Source organism: Frankia sp. AiPs1, assembly GCF_023716945.1.
In the GTDB taxonomy this organism is placed as follows: Bacteria; Actinomycetota; Actinomycetes; order Frankiales; family Frankiaceae; genus Frankia.
Genome location: NZ_JAMQQF010000577.1, coordinates 1 through 3769, shown reverse-complemented (window position 1 = coordinate 3769; position 3769 = coordinate 1). Strand labels below are relative to the sequence as shown.

Sequence of the window (3769 nt, the reverse complement as noted above, 5' to 3'; positions counted from 1 at the left end):
GGCCAGCACCAGCCAGCCGACGCAGAGCAGGGCGGTCGCCTTGACGTTGCCCGCGAGGCACGCCAGTCCCGTCGCGGCGGCGCCCGGCAGGATTTCCCCCACCGCCCGACGGGGGGCGCGATCCAGCAGGAGGGCGGCGACGACGAGTGCGGCGGCGATCGCGTCGAGGTGCGCGCCGCCCACGAGGTGGATGACCACCACGGGGTTCGCCGCGACCAGGACCGCGACCGCGCGGCGCCGGGCCGGCTCGGACCCGGCGAGGCGCAACGACAGGCCGATCAGGGCGATCGTGGCGAGCACGGCGAGCACCCGCAGGACCGCGACGGTCCCCGCCGGGCCGCCGCCGATCACCGCCGCGGCCTTCTCGACCGCGACCGCGGCGCCGCCGTAGGGGCTGTGGGTGTGCGACCACCGCGGGTCGACGGCCTGGACGAACGCCCGGCCCGAACCGTCCGGCGCGCCGGCCGTCAGCAGGGTGGCCACCCCGTGGGTCGCCGGGTCCAGGTCGAGCCTGGCCAGTTCGCCCTGGGCGGCATAGGCGTACACGTCCCGGCTGAACAGCGGCGGCCCGACGGCGAACGGCAGGCTCCAGGCGACGGCCGCCGCGAGCCCGGCGCGGGTGGACACCCGGCCAGCGGCCATCGCTCGTACCAGGAGAACCCAGCACAGGCACAGCGCGATGACGCTGAGCGCGGACAGCCCGGCCAGAACGCCCCTTGCCGTCTGGGTCGGCGGGGTTGATGGGAGAATTCCCCACCAGGATGAGGGATCGGCGACGAACGGATCGCGTGGGCCCAGCCGCCCCTCGGCCAGCATGGCCGCGACCGCGGCGCCGACTCCGCCGATGATCAACAAGATGACGCTGGTCGGGGGCCTGATGGCGGACGGTCCGTGGCCGCCGCGCGCCGCCGTGGCGGAGGTGGTGGCGGCCGGCTGTTCGCCGACCGGCGGGCCGTCGGGAGATGATCGGTGGGATGCGGCGGACGGACCGCCGTCGGTGCCTTGGGAGGTCGCGGGTGACAGCGCTCGCGGCGCCCGGTAACCCGGTCGACGCCACGCTTGGTAGCCGGCCGACGACGATGGCCGTGGCGGTGCCGGCGGGCGAGACCGAGTCTCGGGTGGCTCCACTGCCCCAGACCCCCTTCATCGCCCTCGAGCCGCCGCGGCACCACGGGCCGGTCGTGCGGGGACTGCTCGTCCTCGCCGCGGTCGTGCGCCGGTGGCCCTGGACGCTGACCGCGGCCCTGTGCCTGCTGTGCGTCGGGCTCGGCGTGACCGGCCCCGACACCCCCGCCCAGGAATACCGGGTGTGGCTGTTCCGCCACGGTGGGGCGGTCCTGTGGGACGATCAGTGGTACGGCGGCCACACCATACCCGGGTACAGTGTGCTGTTCCCGCCGCTGGGGGCGTTGCTCGGGGTACAGCTCCTGGGCGCGATCTCCTGCGTCGCCTCCACGGTGATCGTGACCCGGCTGCTGCGCGGGCCCGGCCGGCGGTCGGGACAGGACCTCGTCCTCGTCTGGTTCGCCGTGGCGACGGTGTCGAACCTCGTCGTCGGGCGGATGCCGTTCGCCCTCGGGATGGCGTTCGGCGCGCTGGCGCTGCTCGGGGCCCGCGAGCGCCGGACGAAGCTGACCTGGGCTGGCGCCGTGCTGTCGTCGCTGGCCTCGCCCCTGGCCGCCGGGTTCGTGCTGCTCGTCGGCGCGGCGCTGCTGCTGACCATCGGCTGGCGGCGCGTGGTGCCGTTCGCCGGCGCCGGGGCCGGCATCGTCGTCGCGCTGGCCTTCCCCGAGGACGGTTACCAGCCGTTCCCGGCGCTGACCTTCCTGTCGCTGCTGGCGCTCATCGGGGTGGGACTGCTGGTGGTCCCGAAGGGTGCGCGGGCGATTCGCCACGGCCTGCTGCTGTGGGCGGCCGCGGCGGCGGTGTTCTTCTTCATCCCCTCCCAGGTCGGGGGGAACATCACCCGGCCGGCGACCCTGCTGGCCGGGCCCGCGGCGGCGCTGCTGCTCGCCGACCGCCGCCGGGTGCTCGCGATCGTGGCGATCCCCCTGATCGGCTGGCAGATCGGCCCGATCCACGGCGCGCTGCTCACCCAGGGCGATCCGTCCTCGTCCGCCGGGTACTACACCGAGCTGCTCGACTACCTCGACCGCGGCGCGCCGGTGCCGGCCGGCCGGGTCGAGGTTCCGTTCACCCGGGCCCACTGGGAGGCGCGCTTCGTGGCGCCGAGCGTGCCGATGGCCCGGGGCTGGCTGCGCCAGCTCGACAGCAAGTACAACGCGCTGTTCTACGACGGCAGCCTCAACGCCGAGACCTACCACGAGTGGCTGCTCGCCCGGGGCATCCGTTATGTGGCCCTGCCCGACGTGGAACTCGACCCGTCCGCCGTCGCGGAGGCGAAACTGCTGCGGGCGGGCCTGCCCTATCTCGATCTCGCCTGGGCGAACCCGCACTGGAAGGTCTGGCTCGTCACCGACTCCGCCGGTCTGGTGCAGGGGCCGGCGAGCCTGACCGAGCTCGGGGTGAGCTCGGTGGCGGTGCACTTTCGCACCCCGGGGGTCGCCACCGTGCTCGTCCACTACACGCCCTACTGGCGGCTGTCGGAGGGCCGGGCGTGCGTGTTCCGCGCCGCCGGCGGCTGGACGGGCATCCTCACCGAGGCGTCCGGGCCGGTGCGCCTGTCCGCCCGGCTCTCGGTCGACGGCCTGACCCGGGCCAGCGCCCTGGACTGCCCCGTGGACCAACGCATCTCCTGATCGGGCCGGGATTATGGCCGGTGCCGGTGCCGGTGCCGGTGCCGGTGCCGGTGCCGGTGCCAGTGCCGGGGTCGGGGCGCGGGTCAGCCGGGTTCTTCGAGGCGGACGATGCGCAGCCCCGCGTGGGCGAGGATCGCCGGCAGGCTACGGGCGACGTCGCGGTTGCGCTCCCGGTCGGTCTCGGACAGCGCCGACCAGTCGACCATCGCGGGGTGGCGGCGGTCGGCGCCGTCCTGGTGAGTCGGCCCCAGGGCGAAACCCTTCGCCTCCCGCTCCTGGCGCCACCGGTCATGCTCCTGCTGGGCGAGCTCGTCGATCTCCCCCACGGTGAACGCGAAGTCGGCGTCGGCCTCCCCGGCCGGCATGAGCATCAGCGCCTGCGCCCGCAGGACCTCCCCGAACTGAGCGGCCTGGGCCCGGTTGGAGTCGCGCAGGTCGTCCGGCAGCTCCGCCCATGGCACCATCGCCCGTCTGGATCCCATCGCGGCGCCCCGGCGGCGTTCGGTCTCCAGGTAGCGCTCGTGGCTCGCCCGGGCGAAGCGTTCGATGAGGTCCGTGTCGCCGAGGTCGAGCGGCAGCGCCTCATCGTTGACGGCGAAGAAGCGCACGCCCCCCTGGAGGTCCTCCAGCAGCGGCCCCGGCAGCGGGGTCGGGGGGCGGGGGAACGTCGGCCGGCCGAAGACGTCCTGCAGGCTGCGCTGCCGCCCGGTGCGCACGATGACCGTGGTCCGCGCGACGCCGAACCGGTTGTTGAGGGCCTGCGCGGCGTCCAGCCCGTACAGCAGCGCCCGTTCCTCGTCGCTCTGGCAGACGTAGACGAACTCGGGCGGCCCCTGCGGACCATCCGTCTGCGTGACGGCCGGCGGCAGCTCGCCGTGCGGGGTGTCGTGCGCGGTGAGCGCGACGCGGGCCAGCGCGGGCTCCCGGGCGCGCAGGGCGGCGAGCTTCTCCTCGGCCGCCGGATCGGCCACGGCGATGGGCAGCAGCGGCCCGGACGCGCCGGCCAGGGC

Annotated in this window: 3 protein-coding genes; 1 reads left to right on the top strand and 2 read right to left on the bottom strand. The window is 75.0% G+C overall.

The annotated features are described in order from the left end of the window. Positions 1-852: polyprenol phosphomannose-dependent alpha 1,6 mannosyltransferase MptB (gene mptB / locus ND748_RS27655; RefSeq protein ID WP_374216053.1), on the bottom strand; the 852-nt coding region annotated here is incomplete at its 3' end. 164 nt (positions 853-1016) lie between these two features. On the opposite strand from mptB, the gene ND748_RS27650 reads away from it, so the two are divergent. Then, positions 1017-2759, top strand: coding sequence for a hypothetical protein (locus tag ND748_RS27650; RefSeq protein ID WP_251749139.1), 1743 nt, complete (start codon positions 1017-1019; stop codon positions 2757-2759). Positions 2760-2842: 83 nt separating this feature from the next. Here the strand turns inward: ND748_RS27650 and ND748_RS27645 are convergent. Further along, a partial coding sequence (locus ND748_RS27645; protein WP_251749138.1) for a RyR domain-containing protein occupies positions 2843-3769 on the bottom strand: 927 nt, incomplete at its 5' end.